Genomic DNA, 16,594 nt, shown 5'->3' with positions numbered 1-16,594 from the left:
GTCGGCGCCGCCGCCGAGTTCTTGTCAGCTGAACGGCGCGATGCGCAGCATGCCGTTGTCGAGAAAGGCCTGGATCGCCTTGCCGCGCACCGACGGATCCATCTCCTCGGCGGTGCAATACCAGCCGTCGACCGAGAGCAGTTCGGCCTCGTTCTTGCGGCAGAAGATGCGCGCCGCGGAATTGCCAAGCCCGCCGGCCGAGGCGCGCCCGCGCAGCGTGCCGTAGACGTGGATGGAGCCGGCGGCGACGATCTCGGACCCGGAAGCGACGGAGCCCAGCACGATGACGTCGCCATGCGGATGAAACACAAGCTGCCCCGAGCGGATCGGCGTGCGGATCATCAGCGTGCCGTCAGCCGGCAAGGCCGGCTTCGCCTGGGCCACTGCCCTGCCCTCTTCGGCCTTGTGCTCTTCAGCCTTGCCCTCTTCCGGCTTGCTCGGGGCTGCCTTGTGGCCGGGCTGCAGCAGCCCGTCGGCGGTGGCCTCCTTGGCGCCAACCAGCGCCGGCGGCAGATGCGGCCCAAGCTCGGCGCCGCCATCCATCTCGATGGCATAGACGCGGATGCCGCGATGACCAAGCACGCCGACCAGCGATTCGATCGCGGCGACATCGGGCTTGAGCGTGTTCAAATCGAGCACCACCGGACGGCCGGCAAAATAGCCCGGCGAGTTGCCGATCCAGCGGTCGAGGCTTTCCAGCCACTCGTCCAAAGGCGCCTCCGGCGTCAGCGTGAAGGCGACAAAGGAACGGGCGCGAAAGCGAATGGATTTGGTCTCGACGGGGGCGGCGAAGGTCACGGACAGCGATTCCTTACTGATAGGTAAACGCTAGGCCAAGCATGGTTAACGAAAGGTTAATGCGAGGGGAGTTCGCGTGCTCTGGGAGGGCGGTTCCTGACAGCGCTGACCGGGGCGAAAGTCTGCTAAGCGCCAAGAGCGATCATCCCCATGCAGGTGAAGCAACGTCCTGTCGGCGATCTTGCGTTCTTTTAGAACCTTGACCGTCTTCATGATGTTCGGCGCAGGACCCTGCCGGCCGATGGCGTGGGAGAGCACCTCTGCAACCACCTCCTCGCTTGCATGCTGTCTGAACTGCTGAGGCGCGCACGAAGCGGAACAAAACCGCAATCAGTCCGCTCGAGGTCCAGGTCACGGTCTCGACGACCATCGAACGAGGGCGAGCAATGTGTTAATCGTCCTGGAAGGCACGAGATTAGAACGGACGCATCAATGGCTGGGTCGGGTGGTGAACGCATATCTCGCAAGCTCGCGGCGCTGGCGGCCAAACTCCGCTGAGGCCGGCGGGCTGTCGAATGGGACTGCACAAAAATCGAGAATACTCGCTGGGGGACGAGACAATGGACGATTTTCATACGAAACGCATGATCCTTGAATTCCTGAGAAAGCACACCTTGGCGGTCATCGCGACCTGCCATCGTAATGGAACGCCGGAGGCTGCTACGGTCGACTTCTCGGTGCGCGACAATCTTGAGATCGTGTTCAGCACTTTCAAGGACACGCGAAAGTTCGACAATCTCGCGGAGCGTCCCGGCGTCGCGTTCGTAATCGGATGGAACGACAATATCACGGTTCAATACGAGGGTGAGGCAACAAGGGTTCCTGCCGCGGATATCGAACAATACCAGGAAGCTTATCTCAACAGCGTTCCGGCCGACAGGGAGTTCATCGAGAGAGGGGCCGTGATGTTCAAAGCAACGCCGCGGTGGATTCGATATTCCGATTTCAACAAGGAGCCTCCCGAGCTGATCAAGATTCAATTCTGACAGACGCAACGGCTTCGGGTCGCCGTCCGGGTGGACATTTCAGCCCACATGGAAAATGATCACGTTGCCTTGCACAACACTGCAGTGCTCTGATCTCGACGAGAAGCCTTAGCGTAGAAGCCGATCAACCGACCTCCGGGTCCAGCGAGCGAGGACGCAATGGACACCCCAGAGAATGGGCAATTGCATCGCGACGCGGGCTGGCGACCCCGTCGATCGGCCGGCTGGCTTGTCCCCGCCGCCGTGTTGGCGGCATTCCTGCTCGGCATGGCTTTCAGCAGCACTGCGTTTGCGCAGGACCAGCAGCTGCCCGTGGTGACGGCGGCCAAGCCGGTGGTCCGTGAAATCGTAGAAGACGACGAGTTCGTCGGGCGCTTCGAAGCCGTCGACCAGGTCGCCATCCGTTCGCGCGTCAGCGGCTATCTGGACAAGATCACCTTCCAGGACGGCGCACTGGTCAACAAGGGCGACCTGCTCTTCACCATCGACCAGCGGCCGTACCAGGCGGCTTATGATGCCGCCAAATCGCAAGTGGACGTCGCCAAGAGTCTGCTCGAATTCTCCAAGATGCAGCTGGATCGCGCCGACGAACTCGCCAAGACCGGCAATATCTCAACCGCTACGGTCGACGACCGCCGGCGGGAATACCTTTCGGCGCAGGCGCAGATGCAGGGCGCGACGGCTGCGCTGACGACGGCCAGCCTGAACATGGAATTCACCGAGATCAAGGCGCCCTTGTCCGGCCGCATCGACCGCCGGCTGGTGTCGGTCGGCAACCTCGTGCAGCCGGATTCCACCTTGCTGACGACCATCGTTACGCGCGATCCGATCGACTTCTATTTCGACGTCGATGAGCGCCTGTATTTCAGCTACGCCCGCGACGCGAAGGAGCGCGGCGGCAGCATGCAGGAAGGCGCCGGCGGGCTCGAAGTGGTGGTTCGCGTCGCCGACCGCGCGGAGGCGGCATTCAAAGGCAAGCTCGATTTTGCCGAGAACCGGATCGACAACGCGACCGGCACCATGCGGGTGCGTGCAAGGTTTCCCAACGCCGACGGCGTTCTCCAGCCAGGCATGTTCGGGCGCATCAACGTGCCGGGGTCGCTGCCGCATAGCGGCGTGCTGGTGCCCGACGAGGCGATCGGCGCCGATCAGGATCGCCGCATCGTGTTCCTGGTGGATGAGGCCGGGATGGTGACGGCGAAACCCGTGCGCACCGGCCCGCGTCTCGACGGCTACCGGGTGATCCGCGAGGGCCTGACCGGCGACGAGACGATCATCGTCAACGGGCTGATGCACGCCAGGCCCGGCACCAAGGTGAAGGTCGAGATGGTGACGTTGCCGCCCAAGGCCGAGACCGCCGAGTTGCAGCAATGAGGTTCGCACATTTCTTCGTCGACCGTCCGATCTTCGCATCGGTCGTTTCGATCGTCCTGCTGATCCTCGGCGGGATTGCTTATACCCAGTTGCCGGTCGCGCAATATCCCGAGATCGCGCCGCCGACCATCGTCGTTCGCGCGCAGTATCCGGGCGCCGACGCCGAGACGGTCGCAGCGACGGTGGCAACGCCGGTCGAGCAGGAGATCAACGGCGTCGAGGGCATGCTCTACATGTCGTCCTATTCGTCGGGCGACGGGGCGATGGCGCTGACCATCACCTTCAAGCTGGGCACCGATCTCGACCAGGCGCAGGTGCTGGTGCAGAACCGCGTGTCGATCGCCGAGGCGCGCCTGCCCGAAGAAGTCCGCCGCCTCGGCATCACCACGACCAAGAGCTCGCCCGACCTGATGATGGTCGTGCACATGCTGTCGCCCGACAATACCTACGACCAGCTCTACGTCTCGAACTACGCCCGCTCGCGGGTGCGCGACATACTCCTCAGGTTAGACGGCGTCGGCGACCTCATCATCTTCGGCGAACGCGAATATTCGCTGCGCATCTGGCTCGATCCGGAAAAACTGTCCGCCCTGGGGATGACCTCGGGCGATGTGGTGCAGGCACTGCGCGACCAGAACGTTCAGGTGTCGGGCGGCTCGATCGGCGCGCCGCCGACCAACACCGGCACGGCGTTCCAGTACACGGTCACCACGCAAGGCCGTTTCAACGACGCGCGCGACTTCCGATATGTGATCGTCAAATCGACCGACGACGGCCGCCTGATCTCGCTGCAGGACGTGGCGCGCATCGAGCTCGGCGCCAAGGATTACGTCACCAACTCCTATCTCAACGGCAAACCGGCGGTGGCGCTCGCCATCTTCCAGCGGCCGGGCACCAATGCGCTCGCCGCAGCCGCGGAGATCCAGGACAAGATGAAGGAGCTTTCCCGCGACTTCCCGAAGGGGTTGAGCTACGACATCGTCTATAATCCGACCGAGTTCGTCGCCGAGTCGATCCAGGAGGTCTACAAGACGATCCTCGAAGCGATGCTGCTGGTCATCATCGTCATCATCGTCTTCCTGCAATCGTGGCGCATGGCGATCGTGCCGATCGTGGCGATCCCCGTGTCGCTGATCGGCACGCTGGCGGTGCTTTACGCCGCCGGCTTCTCGCTCAACATGCTGACGCTGTTCGGCCTCGTTCTGGCGATCGGCATCGTCGTCGACGATGCGATCGTCGTGGTCGAGAACGTCGAGCGCAATATCGCCGAAGGGCTGGCGCCCAATCCGGCGTCGCACCTGACCATGGACGAAGTCGGAACGGCGGTCATCGCGATCTCGCTGGTGCTGATAGCCGTGTTCGTACCGACAGCCTTCATCCCCGGCATTTCCGGGCAGTTCTACCTGCAGTTTGCGATCACCATCGCGGTGTCGACGGCGATCTCGGCATTCAATTCGCTGACGCTTTCGCCGGCGCTGGCCGCACTGCTGTTCAAGCCGCACCACGCCGCGGCGGCGCCGCCGCGCTTTTTCCTGGCGCGGTTCGGGCGGGCGCTCGCCGACGGCTTCAATCGCGGCTTCGACAGGGTCGCCCATTGGTATTCGGGCATCGTCCGCGTGCTGGTCGGCTCGTGGATAGCGATCACCGCCATGCTGGCCGTTTTCGCGGCCCTCATCTGCGCCACGGTCTACATGGTGCAGGCGGTGCCGCGCGGTTTCATTCCGTCGCTCGACCAGGGCTATGCGATCGTCGTCGTCCAGTTGCCGGACGGCGCCTCGCTGTCGAGGACCGATGCGGTCATCCAGCAGGCGTCGCAGATTATCCAGAAAACGCCAGGCGTCGACTACGCAGTCGCCTTCGCCGGCTTCTCCGGCGCGACCTTCACCAACGCCAGCAACCAAGGCGTGATCTTCGCCAGGTTCAAGCCGTTTGACGAGCGACTGAAAGCCGGCCAGTCGGCGACCCAGGTCATCGGCAATCTGTTCGGTAGCCTGCAAAGCATCAAGGAAGCCTTCATTATCGCACTGCCGCCGCCGCCGATCCGCGGCGTCGGCAATGCCGGCGGCTTCAAGCTGCAGATCCAGGAGCGCAACAGCGCCGACATGCGGCAGATCCTGGCGCTTGCCTACGAAATCGCCGGCAAGGCCAACAAGACGCCGGGGCTGACGGGCGTGTTCACCACGTTCTCCGCGTCGAGCCCGCAATTCTTCCTGGCGATCGATCGCGACAAGGCGCGCATCCTGAACGTGCCGATCCCCAACATCTTCGAGACGCTGTCGATCAATTTGGGCACCGCCTATGTCAACGACTTCAACGCTTTCGGGCGCGTCTACCAGGTGCGGGCGCAGGCCGACCAGGCGTTCCGCCTCGATCGCGCCGACATTTTGAAACTGAAGGTGCGCTCGGCGACCGGCGCGCTGGTTCCGCTCGGCACGTTGATCGAGATCCGCGACGTCACCGGTCCGGCGCTGGTCCAGCGCTACAACATGTACGTCTCGGTGCCGCTGCAGGGCAACGCCGCGCCCGGCGTTTCCACGGGCGACGCGCTGGCATTGATGGAAGGGATCACGGCAAAGACGCTGCCGGCCGGTACCTCCTATGAATGGACCGAACTCGCCTATCAAGAGCGCAACACCGGCAATGCCGCTGTCTATATTTTCGGACTGTCGGTGCTGTTCGTGTTCCTGGCGCTGGCGGCGCAATATGAAAGCTGGGTGCTGCCGTTCGCCATTGTGCTGGTGGTGCCGCTCGGCGTGCTCGCGGCGTTGCTCGGCGTGTCTTTCCGAGGGCTGGACAACAACATCCTCGTGCAGATCGGCCTCATCGTGCTGATCGGGCTTGCCGCCAAGAACGCGATCCTGATCGTCGAATTCGCGCGGCAGGCGCAGGAACGCGGCCTGTCGGCCGCCGAGGCTGCCGTCGAAGCCTGCCGACTCAGGCTGCGGCCGATCCTGATGACCGCCTTCTCGTTCATCCTCGGCGTCGTGCCGCTGATGATCGCAACGGGCCCGGGCGCAGAAATGCGCCAGTCGCTCGGCACCGCAGTGTTCTCCGGCATGCTCGGCGTCACCTTCGTCGGCCTGTTCCTGACGCCGGTGTTCTACGTCGCGCTCAGGTCGCTGTTTTCACGGCGCAAGCCCCGTGCCTCTGCCGAGCCCTCGGGGCCGGCAGAGGCGCCATCGGAGACGGCCGCCGAGTAGGATTACGAACTCGCCGCGTCGGGCGCACCGGACGGCCGGCGAAATAGCCCGGCGAGTTGCCGATCCAGCGGTCGAGGCTCTCCAGCCCAAAGGCGCCTCCGGCGTCAGCGTGAAGGCGACAAAGGAACGGGCGCGAAAGCGAATGGATTTGGTCTCGAGGGGTCGGCAAAGGCCATGCGCATAGGCGGACTAACGGATCGGGACTGTATTCATGAACCCGTCACCCTATGCTTCGGGACTCGAATCGGGCGCAGGTCATCAGGCCGGGACGGTCGCTTCTTCGGCTTGGGCTCGACCTTTGGGATCGGCGACCTCGCAATCAGGTAGTCGGCCCGATTTGTCCGGTAGTCTTCCTTGTGGACAGTCGTCTTGTGGACAGACATTTTTGGTCTCCTGACAAAGATCAACGCGCTTCGGCGCCACCTGTTCCCGCGTGCCGGCGAAGGCCGCTGAGGCTGTCTGACGGAGGGGCCGCTGACGCGGGTTTGCATGACAGAGAGGCCGCTGACGCGGCCGGGCCGTTCGGTTCAATGCAGCCCGAAGCTAAAGCCGCCGTCTCGCCTTGAGGCTGCGCGCGGCTGACTCGATCGCGGCGCGGTCACTGCCCAGCCTGTCGATCAGCTCCCGCGCCTCGTCGCCCGATATGCCGGTGCGCATGGCCAGTTCCTCGACCGTCAGAATGTCGGAGCTGGCGATCTCGCGGGTTTCCGGCAGGGCGTCGCCCGCCGTCAGCGGCAGGGCCGCCTCGCGGTCGATTTCCGCCTGGGCCTGGTTCCAGTGCCGCTCGTGATTGCCGAACAGCCGGCCTTCCCGTTCCCAGATCTCATAGGCACGCTGCCTGATCTTTGCCAACCGATCGTCGCCCATTTTCCGTTCCTCCATTTCAGCTGCTCCTGAAACGCCGCGCGCGGCCGAACGATCCAAGAAATCTGCGCGAATCCAAGAGTGCCTCCGGCATCTCGGCGTGACGCCGATAGGATAGCGCTGCTGCCCCTCCCCGATGGCCGCCGAACTGCGCGCCGCCTGCCCAACTCAATCGTATGGACACCGCCGAGCTCGCCAACCTCAATCCCGGCTTGACCGGCGCAATTTCGGCGCCACCCGCTGGCGCATCCCACCGAAGATCACGGCCGGCCTGTCGCGGTCTGAGCAGCAATGATTTTGACAGGGCTGGATTTCGGTCTGGAATGCCACAAAGTATAATGCCACAAAGTTACAATGTCCCGTCCAGGTTGTGGACACCTCCTTTTCAAGGGCGCACTCTTAGATTGCGAAAACGCCGCTAGAGTTTCGCCCAACACTTCACATGCTTGAGGTGCGTCGGTGATTGTCTGACCTATCCGGATACTTCCGGCTGGGCCGAACTTTCATTGTGTCGCCTATCCGCGGTCAGGCTACGGCCTAACGCACGTTGCAGCCTGTTCCGGATCAACTGGGAGGTAAACAACATGCATAGAATTCAACGCAGAGAACTTCTTATTCAAGGAAGCGCGGCTCTTGTCGCAATCGCTGCTATCCGTGCCTCGCCAGCCTACGCTTTTCCAACACAGGCGGGCGAGGAGGTTGTTCCGTGGCTGGACCAGCCGACCGAAAATCCCAATCCGGATGGAATCAAGACGCAGCTTGTCTGGGAGGATCTGGATAGCTGGATAACGCCAAACGACAAGTTCTTCAGCATCTCGCATTTCAATCGACCGACGATCGATGAGAAGACCTGGTCCATGGAGATCGGGGGCCTGGTCAAGAAGCCCCTGAAGTTGACGCTCGCCGACATCAGGGCGCGGCCGCGCCAGGAGGTCGTTTTCACCGTGGAATGCTCGGGCAACCACGGTTTTCCGTTTTTCACCGGCGGCATCGGCAATGCCCGTTGGGCAGGGACGCCGCTCGCGCCGATCCTCGAGGAAGCCGGCGTTCTGGAGAAGGGCATCGAGGTCGTCTTTTTCGGAACTGACGAAAGCGAGGTTCCGATACGCGACGTCAAGATGAAGCAGAGTTTCGCGCGCAGCATGTCGCTCGCCGACGCGATGAACCCCGACAATCTACTCTGCTATGAAATGAACGGCGCCGCCTTGCCGGCGCCCAATGGTTTCCCGCTGCGGCTTATTGCTCCGGGCTGGTACGGGATCGCCAATGTCAAGTGGCTGAAGCGCATCGAGGTTCGCGACACAAGGTTCATGAGCGTTATGATGGCCCGCGACTATGTCACCATCCGGGAGGAAGACCACAATGGCGAGACCGTGTGGGCCGAGACCTCGGTGGGCCGGGCGCTGCTAAAGTCGGCACCCGCGAAGGTCACCCGGAAAGGCTCGGACTACGCCATCGTCGGAGCAGCCTGGGGGGCGCCGATCGACCGGGTCGAAGTGCAAATCGATCAAGCGCCCTGGGCGCCGGCGACCATCGACCACAGTGAGGAGGCCGAGCATGCCTGGAAAATCTGGTCCCTGCCCTGGGCAAACCCGTCGCCGGGAGAACACACGGTGACCTCGCGCGCGGTCAGCACAACGGGACAGGTTCAACCAGCAATGGACGATCCCTTGATCGCCAAGAAGCACACATACTGGGAGAGCAATGGCCAAGTGACGAGGCGCGTCAAGATCGCTTGAGAAACATGCAGGCCAATCCGTCGCGAAGCCTGCAGGAGACCAGCGAACTGGCGAAAATTTTCATGCCGACGCGGCCGCGCGGCATGACAATTGGGGGCGTCATCAGCGGTGCATCGTGCGCGCCAGTCGCTGGCATGATTTCCCCTCAATGCCGCTTGAAATACTGCACCTCGCGTTCGTGCTTTTCGGCCGCCTCGCGGGTGTCAAACGTGCCGAGGTTCCGGCGGCGGCCGGTCTTTTCATCCTCCTTGCGCGAATAAAGGCGGTATTTTCCGGATTTGAGTTTTCTGATCATCGGTCTCGAAAGGAGGATTGATGGCCCGGTTGTCGCCGGGCCCTGGCTCATTCCTGCTTGCTGGGCCTTTCGACGGATCACCATACCTGTGTCCAGAGCCCATTGCTCCTAGCGGTTCGGACTGCCCCTCAACACAATATGGAAGAAGAGAACGCAGGCCAGTAACGGCACCACCCCGCCCACGAAATCCTGAACCGTCAAGCCGAGGAAATGAACCACCACAAATGCCATTTTCGATCACCTCAACAGTGTTGGGTGTAGAACTTTTAGAACGGGCTAATGTTCCTCCGGAGCCATCTGTTTGAAAGTAGTTCTCCGAGCCCTGGTGACCGATCGCCAGGGCTCGGGACGAGAAGAGAGGGGATGTCTGGCTGCCGTTACGCGGCTTCCGCCGCCACGTTGACGGCCGAGCCAGCAAGTTCGGTGAGCGCGGCGTCGGTTTCCTTCTCCTCGATCAGCGTCAGGTCCAGGAGATTGACCGCCTCGGTCAGTCCGAGTTCGGATGCCCAGGTCCGCAGCGTGCCATAGCGCGAGATCTCATAGTGCTCGACGGCCTGTGCTGCCGCCAGGAGGCCGGCATCCAGAGACGGCGAGCCCTTATATTCCTTGATGATCTCGGCGCCTTCCTCGGTGATGCCCATGATGGCGGCACAGGTTTTGCCAGCCGGTTTCTTGTCGATCACCTCGAAGACCTCCTCGAGGCGAGCAACATGCTCTTCGGTCTGATTGCGATGCTTTTCGAATGCCAATTTCAGAGCCTCGCTTTGCGCTGCCTTTGCCATCTTTGGCAACGTGATGAGAATCTTCTTCTCGGCGAAATACATGTCCTTGAGTGTGTCGTGGAAGAGTTCATTCAGACCCTTCGATGCAGCCTTGGTCGCCATAGGGTTGGTCCTTCTTGGTTGTTCCCTCGCCTCGACATGAGGTCTTAGGAAACAGCCAGTCTCCCGCCTTGTTCCAAACGGAAACGAAATTCTTTCCGCACGGAGTCGAGCCCTGTCATGGGGCATAGGTTTCCGCCCATGGATGCTGAGTGAGCGGCCGATTCAGGAGCCAACCAGATCAATACCCGCCAACGATCGGCAGGATCTCGCCGGTGATGTAGCTGGAGCATTGCGGCGAGGCCAGGAACACATAGGCCGGCGCGATCTCCTCCGGCTGCGCCGGGCGCTTCATCGGTGTCTTCGCACCGAACACCGAGACGTCCTCGGCCTCCTTCTCCGACGGATTGAGCGGGGTCCATACCGGCCCCGGTGCCACCGCATTGACGCGGATGCCCTTGCCGATGAGACTGCCCGACAACGCACGGGTGAAGGCGTGGATGCCGCCCTTGGTCATGGAATAGTCGACCAGATGCTTCGAGCCGTCGATGCCGGTGACCGAGCCGGTGTTGATGATGGCCGAACCCGGCCTCATGTGCGGCACCGCCTCCTGCGCCATATGGAAATAGCCGTAGAGATTGGTCTTCAGCGTGGTGTCGAAATGCTCCTCGGTAAGGTCGGTGAAATCGACCGAATGCACCTGGAACGCTGCGTTGTTGACCAGCACGTCGAGACCGCCGAACTGCTTCAGTGTCCGTTCCACCGCGCGGCGGCAGAAGGCGCGGCTGGCGACATCGCCGCGCAGCGCCAGGCAGCGGCGGCCCTCGGCCTCGACCGCCTGCTTCGTCGTCTCGGCGTCGCGGTCCTCGCTGAGATAGGCGATGGCGATGTCGGCGCCCTCGCGCGCGAACAGGACGGCGACCGCCCGGCCGATGCCGGAATCGCCGCCGGTGATCAGCGCCACCTTGCCATCGAGCTTTTTCGAGCCCTGCCAGAACGGCGCGTCATAGAGCGGCGCCGGCTCGATCTTCCACTCTTCGCCGGGCTTGGGGTGATGCTGCTTCGGGAAAGGCGGCTCGGGATAGTTTCGCGCGCCCGCCTGCATGGCGCCATTCGATTTTGATTTCGCCTTCGACTTGCGGCGATCGTCGGCATCGACCTTGCGCTGCACGCGCCGCTGCTTTTGCGTGGCTTTCGAGGTGTTGGATTTTGTCAGCATCGGTTTCTCCTTCGCTGGAAGGACAACGCCGGCGGACACAAAAGGTTGGCGGCGTCGAACCGCTGTCGAAGTGCTCAGGCTTATTTGTCGGTCCGGCGGATTCGTGAAATAGCCGCCGTGACCAGGCTGCTGAGGACAATCCACATGACGATCTCGGTCTTCGACGCGCTTCGATCCGCCCGCCTTGCCCCAGTGCTCGCCGCGACGACCGGTGCCAGATCGGGCCGGCTCCCCTGCCTGATGGAATAGGCTCGGGTGATCTCTGCGCCGAACAGAAATATCTGCGTTGAATAGTATACCCAGAGCAGCACGACCAGCAGCGCGCCGGCCGCCCCGTATGACGTCGCGATGGCGCTTGTTCCGATGTACCAGCCGATCAACGACTTGCCGACCGTGAAAAGAAATGCGGTCACGATCGAGCCGATGGTGACGTCGCGCCATCTCAGGGTCCTGTCAGGCAGGACCTTGTAGATTGCGGCGAACAGCAGGGCGATCAGGACAAAAGACACGATCGTGTTGATTGCACTCACGATCAGTTCGCCAAAGGGCAGATGCGCGTTGATGATGTCGCCGAGGGCCGAGATCGCCGTGCTCGCCGCCAGCGACACGAGCAGCATGAAACCCAGAGCGGCCACCAGACCCAGACTTGCAGCGCGAGCCCGCACCAATCGTGAAAACGATGTACCGCTCGGCCTGACCTTCCAGATCTCGTTCAGCGAAAGCTGCATTTCGCCGAAGACGCCTGATGCGGTGAAAATCAGGGTCACCAAGCCCAATATCGTGGCCAATGTGCTTGCCGATTTCTGCGACGCGGTTTCGATCGCGGCCTGCAAGAGGTCGGCGCTCTGCGGACCCATCACCCCTGAAATCTGCGCCGAAAGGGCGAGCTCGGCGGCATCATTGCCGAAGGCGAAGCCTGCGATGGCAACGATGATGAGCAGGATCGGCGCCAGCGACGTGGTGGCATAAAAGGCCATCGCGGCGCCGTGGCTCAAGGCGTTGTCGTTTACGAAGCCGCTGATGCTCTCCTTCAGAAGCTCCCAGCCCTCACCCACCCAGCCCGGCATACTGCCTCACCATCTCCGTTTCGCGCCTATTTGGACGCGGATCATCGAGCTCCATGCACTGCCCTTGCTCCAAGGGGGCGGGCCGGGTGGGACAAGAGCTCGACTGCCATTTCGTTGGCCAGGGTGTGAAGCCGGAGAAACCAACCCTGTTCCCTTTGCCACCTGGTCCGGCTGACGCGGCCCGCGTGGAAAAAACCGACATGGGGCATGATGGTTCCATAGCGGGGCGAGCGACCAAGACGCTCTTCGCCGGCACGAAGGCGGATGCGCCATGCAACAAAGCCAGCCACCGCGCGTTGACCTTCTGCCAGTTCACTCTGGCTACTCCAGAACTCCGAACCCGCTGGCTGACCGCCGGCGGGTCTTTTTTGCAGGTGTCGGAGCATTTCGCCTGCAACTCCGGAACAATTCGCCATCGACCCGGTTCTTTCTCTGCAGCTGTCCCCTCAACTGCTGCCGATCAGGTATCCCCTGATCAGCCCGCGTCTCCCCCTAAAAAGGAAGACGCGGGCGCGGTTGAGCGCGTCATCTCAACAGAAGGAAGGCAACGATGAATTGGGATCAAATCAAGGGCAAATGGATGCAGTTCAAAGGCAAGGCCAAGGAGCAATGGGGCGACCTCACCGACGATGATCTGGATCGGATCGACGGCAATCGCGACCAGCTCCTCGGGCGAATCCAGGAGAGGTATGGGATCGCCAAGGAAGCGGCGGAGCGGCAGGTAGACGAATGGTGCAGGCGAGTCTGACCAAGGTCAAACGGGCGCTTCTTGAGCATCTGGCGCTGCCGCGCCGGCAGCTCATTTAGAGAGAGGAAACATCCATGGGTCTCGGCACGATTCTGATCATCATCTTGATTCTGATTTTGCTCGGCGGTTTCAGCGGCCTTGGCGGCGGCCCCTTCTATGGCACCGGCTACTATGGTGGCGGCGGGTTGGGTCTGGTCCTGCTCATCGTCATCATTCTGGTTGTTCTCGGGCGCCTCTAGCGCAATAGCCGGCGATCACCGGACGCCCATGCGTCCAGGTTCTGGAGGCGTTGGTGGCGCGCAAACTCGACCTGAGGAGCGGCCGGCCTGTCTGGTTTTCTTACCGCGCGCCATCGGTGCCGACAGAAAAACTGACGCGGGACGTAAGCACCGGCGTACTGATCGTCGGTATGGGCGTCAGCGGCGCCATGGCCGCCGAAGCACTGACGCGCGCCGGCCATTCGGTGATCTGCATCGACCGGCGCGGACCGCTGGAGGGATCGACCTCGGCAACGACGGCCCTGGTGCAATTCGAGCTCGACCAGCCACTGACAAAACTTTCGGCGATGCGGGGAAAGGCCGATGCCGAGCGGGCATGGCGCCGGTCACGCCTGGCCGTACTCAATTTGCAAGGGCGGATCGCCGAACTGGCGATCGACTGCAACCTCACCTGCCATCCCGCGCTTTACCTGGCTGGCAATGTGCTTCGGCGATCCGCGTTGCGCGCCGAGACAGAGGCACGCCAACGAACCGGAATCGCTGCAACTTACTTGAGCCGTCAGGCCCTGGCGGAAGGGTTCGGCATCGATCGCGCCGGCGCAATTCTCAGCCATGGCAATCTCGCGCTGGATCCGCGCAAGCTGACCGCGGGTTTGCTGCTGCGGTCGCTGGTACGCAAAGCGCGCTTCTATGCACCGGTCGAGGCGACAACAATCGACCACGATCGCGAAAGAGTCGTCGTCGGCACCAAGCATGGCCCGACAATCACAGCGCAACATCTGGTGCTGGCAACCGGCTATGAGCTGACCAACATCATCCCGTCGACGGCGCACCGCATCGTCTCGACCTGGGCCATCGCCACAAAGCGACAGCCAAAAAACATCTGGCCGGGCGCCGCTCTCATCTGGGAGGCATCAGAGCCATACCTCTACGTCCGATCGACAGCCGACGGCCGCGTCCTCTGCGGCGGCGAGGATGAAGACTTTGTCGACGAAGGAAAGCGCGATCGGCTCATCGCCGGCAAGGCCGAACGACTGGCCGCAAAGCTATCGCGGCTGTTGCCGCAGCTCGATCCCACCCCCGAATTTGCCTGGACCGGTTCGTTTGGCACGACGACAACGGGGCTGCCCTATATCGGTGCGCTGCCCGGGCACCCGCGCGTTCATGCCGTCATGGGCTATGGTGGCAATGGCATCACCTTTTCGCAAATCGCATCGGAGATCGTTTTGTCGGCGATCGGCGGTGCCGAGGACAGCGATGCGAAGCTCTTCGCTTTCGCTCGCTCCTGACAAGCACGGCAAACGAGCCCTGAACGTGGCGAGCCACCGGACGCGTGGAACCCGCGGCGCAATTCCCGGTTAAATCCAATAGGCGATACAGGATCGAGGCCATGAGCGTTCTCTACCAGGCGGCAAAGATCGCTGAAAAAGCCCATGCCGGGCAGACGGACAAAACGGGGCAACCCTATATCGAGCATTGCCACCGGGTTGCCGACGCGGTCGAAACGATTGACCAGAAGGCTGTCGCCTACCTGCATGACGTTCTCGAGAAGAGTGAGGGCTGGAGCCGTGACCGGCTCGAAGAGGCAGGCTTCGGACCATCGATCGTATCGGCCGTTGACGCGCTCACCCGACGATCCGAAGAGGACGATCTCGCTTTCGTACGCAGGGCAGCCGCCAACCCGGTGGCACTCGCGGTCAAGCGCGCAGACCTTGCCGACAATCTCTGGCAGGCACGCCAGATTGGTGCCTCGACGTCAAAATACGAGGACGGCCTGCGCGTCCTCGATGAAGAGTTCGGCGGTTGAATGCCCGCTCCGTTGGAATGGGTGAAACGAACCGCCTTCGGCCGCAGCCCATCGCGTTACGTCACGCCGCGAGCTGGTCCTCGCGGGCGGCCGCGATCATGACACTCGCGAGCAGGCCATAGGCTGCTTCCCAGGCCTCGCGCACTGGCGGCGTAAAGGCGGGTCCGAGGCCGGCCGCCAGCGTCTCGATCAGCGCCTGCCCGACGATCGGGTAATGATGCTCTTCAACGCCATAGGTGACGTGCCGCTTGGCGAGTTCGCGCACGGTCGGCAAAATGGTCTCGGCACGATCCAGCCCATGCACGACGAAACCCAGGCTAGCCATCAGCTTGGCGCCCTGCTTGGTCATGTCCCGCACCGGAAACAGCGCCCGAAGGTTTTCGTCGATCGCAAACAGGCGTTCATAGAACAGAGCGGCGGCAGCCGCGCGAATCGGAACGACCTCGCGAAAACTGTCCTGCACAAGTCGGATCTGGTCGGGTGTCATCGGCGCACTCCTCTGGGTTCTGGCCTGGGTGACCATCCCCTCGGGGCGTTTCGCAGGCATGTCGCCCGTCCGCGTCGGTGTTTCAGTCTGGTTTCAGGTTGTATTCGGTTGTTTTCGCACCCCCGTCACTCCCTATTCGCACTGCCGGCGCGGGCCACCGGAATAAGGCTGGTATGTGTTGTCTTCCGGCTGGTAGGAGCGGTAGCGGCTGAAGCAATAATCCACGTGGTCGGGCGAAAGCTGGACGGCGTCCGTCTCATATGTCGTGGCGTAGCCGTCCATAGAAGCGTCGTTCGCCTCGACGTAACTGACGGCATCGGCGGGAGGTTGCGCCGTGGGTCCGGCGGTGCCGGGGTCGAGATAGGGCGAGAAGCAGGTGCGCTGCTCTCCGCTGTAGGACATGTAGCTGTTGTCGCCGGGACGATAGGAGCGGTAGCGGCTCGCGCACCATTCGACATGGGCGGCGGGCAGTCCTGCCGAGGCCTGCTCCTCATCCGTCGAAGGCTGGATGGCGGAGGTCTCGATGGCGTCGGTCGTCGCCGCTGTGGTCTGCGACGCGGCGGCCGCTTCCGCTTTGGCGTCAGGCATCGCAGCCGGCTCGGCCGGGATACGCTCCAAGGTCTGCGCCGCCTTGTTCACAGGGCGCGCGTCCTTGGTCCAGAGTTCCGCGACGCCCGCGCTGTGGGTGATCTGGCGCACGGGCTTTGCGGCGAGAAGCCAGACGGCGAAGGCAAGGCCGCTGGCGAAGACGGCAAGGGTCAGCACGAAGCCACCGACTATTCCCAACAAAGCTTTCACGCCGCGCACTCCTTGAGGCCCCGCTCATACAATGCGGGATATTGAGTCCGGTTCCAGGGAGCCTGGGGGCGAGCGAGGAACCCGAGCTTGCCCCCACACCTCCGTGAACCCACCTCCCCGTCGCACGTCTGCCTTAGCGCGGGAGCAGGTTGTCGTGTTAGGATTGCCGGTCG

The 16,594-nt window shown here is 62.6% G+C and carries 18 protein-coding genes and 1 pseudogene; 9 read left to right on the top strand and 10 right to left on the bottom strand.

What is annotated here, in order from left to right:
- Positions 1 to 24: 24 nt before the first annotated feature.
- The gene (gene minC / locus A6B35_RS14280; protein ID WP_006201443.1) at positions 25 to 798 is read right to left on the bottom strand and encodes a septum site-determining protein MinC; all 774 of its coding nucleotides are present in this window, start codon (positions 796 to 798) and stop codon (positions 25 to 27) included.
- Positions 799 to 1,358: 560 nt separating this feature from the next.
- On the opposite strand from minC, the gene A6B35_RS14275 reads away from it, so the two are divergent.
- The 3 genes from A6B35_RS14275 (at position 1,359) to A6B35_RS14265 (ending at position 6,358) form a co-directional block, all read left to right on the top strand.
- Positions 1,359 to 1,784 (top strand): pyridoxamine 5'-phosphate oxidase family protein, encoded by a 426-nt coding sequence (locus A6B35_RS14275; protein WP_006201445.1) that lies wholly within the window; start codon positions 1,359 to 1,361, stop codon positions 1,782 to 1,784.
- Positions 1,785 to 2,051: 267 nt separating this feature from the next.
- Complete coding sequence (locus A6B35_RS14270; protein WP_050900728.1) at positions 2,052 to 3,158, top strand: efflux RND transporter periplasmic adaptor subunit; 1,107 nt, start codon at positions 2,052 to 2,054, stop codon at positions 3,156 to 3,158.
- Positions 3,155 to 6,358, top strand: a complete 3,204-nt coding sequence (locus A6B35_RS14265; RefSeq protein ID WP_006201447.1) for an efflux RND transporter permease subunit — start codon at positions 3,155 to 3,157, stop codon at positions 6,356 to 6,358. The genes A6B35_RS14270 and A6B35_RS14265 overlap by 4 nt, the downstream gene beginning before the upstream one ends.
- 25 nt (positions 6,359 to 6,383) lie before the next feature.
- Here the strand turns inward: A6B35_RS14265 and A6B35_RS36595 are convergent.
- A pseudogene (locus A6B35_RS36595) lies at positions 6,384 to 6,502 on the bottom strand (septum site-determining protein MinC); the annotation flags it as partial.
- Positions 6,503 to 6,901: 399 nt separating this feature from the next.
- Positions 6,902 to 7,225 (bottom strand): DUF2934 domain-containing protein, encoded by a 324-nt coding sequence (locus A6B35_RS14260; protein ID WP_006201448.1) that lies wholly within the window; start codon positions 7,223 to 7,225, stop codon positions 6,902 to 6,904.
- A 581-nt stretch (positions 7,226 to 7,806) separates the two neighbouring features.
- Here A6B35_RS14260 and A6B35_RS14255 point away from each other — a divergent pair.
- Positions 7,807 to 8,961, top strand: a complete 1,155-nt coding sequence (locus A6B35_RS14255) for a sulfite oxidase (protein WP_006201449.1) — start codon at positions 7,807 to 7,809, stop codon at positions 8,959 to 8,961.
- Positions 8,962 to 9,106: 145 nt separating this feature from the next.
- Here the strand turns inward: A6B35_RS14255 and A6B35_RS36215 are convergent, their stop codons facing one another.
- From A6B35_RS36215 to A6B35_RS14240, 5 genes are all read right to left on the bottom strand, one after another.
- Positions 9,107 to 9,340 (bottom strand): hypothetical protein, encoded by a 234-nt coding sequence (locus tag A6B35_RS36215; protein ID WP_167361594.1) that lies wholly within the window; start codon positions 9,338 to 9,340, stop codon positions 9,107 to 9,109.
- A gap of 24 nt (positions 9,341 to 9,364) precedes the next feature.
- Entirely contained in the window at positions 9,365 to 9,487 is a 123-nt protein-coding gene (locus A6B35_RS37170) for a hypothetical protein (RefSeq protein WP_006201452.1), read from the bottom strand.
- 146 nt (positions 9,488 to 9,633) lie between these two features.
- Complete coding sequence (locus A6B35_RS14250) at positions 9,634 to 10,140, bottom strand: YciE/YciF ferroxidase family protein (RefSeq protein ID WP_006201453.1); 507 nt, start codon at positions 10,138 to 10,140, stop codon at positions 9,634 to 9,636.
- Positions 10,141 to 10,318: 178 nt separating this feature from the next.
- A complete protein-coding gene (locus A6B35_RS14245; RefSeq protein ID WP_006201454.1) occupies positions 10,319 to 11,296 on the bottom strand; it encodes an SDR family oxidoreductase in 978 nt (325 codons plus the stop codon).
- Positions 11,297 to 11,376: 80 nt separating this feature from the next.
- Positions 11,377 to 12,363, bottom strand: coding sequence for a YihY/virulence factor BrkB family protein (locus tag A6B35_RS14240; RefSeq protein ID WP_006201455.1), 987 nt, complete (start codon positions 12,361 to 12,363; stop codon positions 11,377 to 11,379).
- A 185-nt stretch (positions 12,364 to 12,548) separates the two neighbouring features.
- Here A6B35_RS14240 and A6B35_RS35525 point away from each other — a divergent pair, with 185 nt between their 5' ends.
- The 5 genes from A6B35_RS35525 to A6B35_RS14220 all read left to right on the top strand — a co-directional run bounded on the left by A6B35_RS35525 (position 12,549) and on the right by A6B35_RS14220 (position 15,136).
- Positions 12,549 to 12,917: a hypothetical protein gene (locus A6B35_RS35525; RefSeq protein ID WP_139032195.1), complete on the top strand. Its 369-nt coding sequence runs from the start codon at positions 12,549 to 12,551 to the stop codon at positions 12,915 to 12,917.
- Positions 12,914 to 13,111 carry a CsbD family protein gene (locus A6B35_RS14235; RefSeq protein WP_006201456.1) on the top strand — a complete coding sequence of 66 codons (198 nt, stop codon included), beginning with the start codon at positions 12,914 to 12,916 and terminating at the stop codon, positions 13,109 to 13,111. Before A6B35_RS35525 ends, A6B35_RS14235 begins: the two co-directional genes overlap by 4 nt.
- Before the next feature lie 74 nt (positions 13,112 to 13,185).
- Positions 13,186 to 13,350 carry a DUF3309 family protein gene (locus A6B35_RS14230; protein WP_006201457.1) on the top strand — a complete coding sequence of 55 codons (165 nt, stop codon included), beginning with the start codon at positions 13,186 to 13,188 and terminating at the stop codon, positions 13,348 to 13,350.
- A 53-nt stretch (positions 13,351 to 13,403) separates the two neighbouring features.
- On the top strand, positions 13,404 to 14,618 hold the full coding sequence (locus A6B35_RS14225; protein WP_040582542.1) for an NAD(P)/FAD-dependent oxidoreductase: 1,215 nt from the start codon (positions 13,404 to 13,406) through the stop codon (positions 14,616 to 14,618).
- A 101-nt stretch (positions 14,619 to 14,719) separates the two neighbouring features.
- On the top strand, positions 14,720 to 15,136 hold the full coding sequence (locus A6B35_RS14220; RefSeq protein ID WP_006201460.1) for an HD domain-containing protein: 417 nt from the start codon (positions 14,720 to 14,722) through the stop codon (positions 15,134 to 15,136).
- A gap of 61 nt (positions 15,137 to 15,197) precedes the next feature.
- Here A6B35_RS14220 and A6B35_RS14215 read toward each other — a convergent pair whose 3' ends face one another.
- Entirely contained in the window at positions 15,198 to 15,623 is a 426-nt protein-coding gene (locus tag A6B35_RS14215; protein WP_006201461.1) for a globin family protein, read from the bottom strand.
- Between the two features lie 132 nt (positions 15,624 to 15,755).
- Positions 15,756 to 16,421 carry a BA14K family protein gene (locus tag A6B35_RS14210; protein ID WP_040582544.1) on the bottom strand — a complete coding sequence of 222 codons (666 nt, stop codon included), beginning with the start codon at positions 16,419 to 16,421 and terminating at the stop codon, positions 15,756 to 15,758.
- Positions 16,422 to 16,594 lie beyond the last annotated feature (173 nt).

Origin of the sequence: Mesorhizobium amorphae CCNWGS0123, assembly GCF_001686985.1 — a bacterium.
Classification (GTDB): domain Bacteria; phylum Pseudomonadota; class Alphaproteobacteria; order Rhizobiales; family Rhizobiaceae; genus Mesorhizobium; species Mesorhizobium amorphae.
Note: the sequence above shows the minus strand (reverse complement) of the source record. Positions and strands in the feature narration are given on the sequence as shown.

Bases quoted from the DNA above. Each gene is read 5' to 3' on its own strand.
- A6B35_RS14275 (WP_006201445.1), top strand. From the start codon at position 1,359: ATGGACGATTTTCATACGAAACGCATGATCCTTGAATTCCTGAGAAAG.
- A6B35_RS14270 (WP_050900728.1), top strand. From the start codon at position 2,052: ATGGCTTTCAGCAGCACTGCGTTTGCGCAGGACCAGCAGCTGCCCGTG.
- A6B35_RS14265 (WP_006201447.1), top strand. From the start codon at position 3,155: ATGAGGTTCGCACATTTCTTCGTCGACCGTCCGATCTTCGCATCGGTC.
- A6B35_RS14260 (WP_006201448.1), bottom strand. From the start codon at position 7,225: ATGGGCGACGATCGGTTGGCAAAGATCAGGCAGCGTGCCTATGAGATC.
- A6B35_RS14255 (WP_006201449.1), top strand. From the start codon at position 7,807: ATGCATAGAATTCAACGCAGAGAACTTCTTATTCAAGGAAGCGCGGCT.
- A6B35_RS36215 (WP_167361594.1), bottom strand. From the start codon at position 9,340: ATGGTGATCCGTCGAAAGGCCCAGCAAGCAGGAATGAGCCAGGGCCCG.
- A6B35_RS37170 (WP_006201452.1), bottom strand. From the start codon at position 9,487: ATGGCATTTGTGGTGGTTCATTTCCTCGGCTTGACGGTTCAGGATTTC.
- A6B35_RS14250 (WP_006201453.1), bottom strand. From the start codon at position 10,140: ATGGCGACCAAGGCTGCATCGAAGGGTCTGAATGAACTCTTCCACGAC.
- A6B35_RS14245 (WP_006201454.1), bottom strand. From the start codon at position 11,296: ATGCTGACAAAATCCAACACCTCGAAAGCCACGCAAAAGCAGCGGCGC.
- A6B35_RS14240 (WP_006201455.1), bottom strand. From the start codon at position 12,363: ATGCCGGGCTGGGTGGGTGAGGGCTGGGAGCTTCTGAAGGAGAGCATC.
- A6B35_RS14235 (WP_006201456.1), top strand. From the start codon at position 12,914: ATGAATTGGGATCAAATCAAGGGCAAATGGATGCAGTTCAAAGGCAAG.
- A6B35_RS14230 (WP_006201457.1), top strand. From the start codon at position 13,186: ATGGGTCTCGGCACGATTCTGATCATCATCTTGATTCTGATTTTGCTC.
- A6B35_RS14220 (WP_006201460.1), top strand. From the start codon at position 14,720: ATGAGCGTTCTCTACCAGGCGGCAAAGATCGCTGAAAAAGCCCATGCC.
- A6B35_RS14215 (WP_006201461.1), bottom strand. From the start codon at position 15,623: ATGACACCCGACCAGATCCGACTTGTGCAGGACAGTTTTCGCGAGGTC.